The sequence below is a fragment of the Barnesiella sp. ET7 genome (assembly GCF_024733785.1).
Classification (GTDB): domain Bacteria; phylum Bacteroidota; class Bacteroidia; order Bacteroidales; family Barnesiellaceae; genus Barnesiella; species Barnesiella merdigallinarum.
Genome location: NZ_JANRHM010000067.1, coordinates 1 through 674 on the forward strand (window position 1 = coordinate 1; position 674 = coordinate 674).

General features: G+C 44.4%; 1 protein-coding gene. It reads left to right on the forward strand.

The features are described 5' to 3' along the window. Positions 1-160 precede the first annotated feature (160 nt). Entirely contained in the window at positions 161-586 is a 426-nt protein-coding gene (locus NW211_RS13935; RefSeq protein WP_258328283.1) for a dihydrofolate reductase family protein, read from the forward strand. Positions 587-674 lie beyond the last annotated feature (88 nt).

The window sequence follows — 674 nt, forward strand, 5'->3', positions numbered from 1 at the left end:
CGAACAGAAATCTGGCAGTTGATGTAATGGTGATAAATTGCGTATGCTTATGCTATGCCCATGGCATAGCGTGGCATTGCGTATATCACCATAGGCCCATGCCAGAGCCTCTGTTCGGATGCGTGATGACCACGCTTCTTTTTTGAACGGAGGTAACGATATGGCAAAGATTCAGATCATAACAGCAGTGACAATGGACGGCTTTCTACCGACAGCTGACGAGAATTTAATGCAGTGGGTAATGAATGATGCCAAAGGCTTTCCATATTGGCACGAGCAGAGTGTCTATCGCCTGACGCCACACTATCCGCTACTGGACCTGCTTGCCGAGAAACACTCCGACAACAACCAATCCGATACATACATCGCTGAAATATCCGACAAGGATAGCATAGAGCTTCTGCGAGGACTATCCCGTTACAATCTCATTGATGAGATGGTTATCTATATCCTGCCAATCATTGCAGGTAAGGGAACTCCCGTATTCTATGACCTTACTCCAAGTAGTTGGAGCGTTCATAAAACCACCTCATTCTCCACCGGGATAACACGCATCATCTATCGCAACTCTTGCATTTTGCAATAGCAGGTTGCGAAAAAGTGTTGCATTTTGCAATACTCTAAAAAGTCCCAATTTTTACACTGAAAATTTTTATTTCGCTGATACACAATGT

Bases quoted from the DNA above. Each gene is read 5' to 3' on its own strand.
- NW211_RS13935 (WP_258328283.1), top strand. From the start codon at position 161: ATGGCAAAGATTCAGATCATAACAGCAGTGACAATGGACGGCTTTCTA.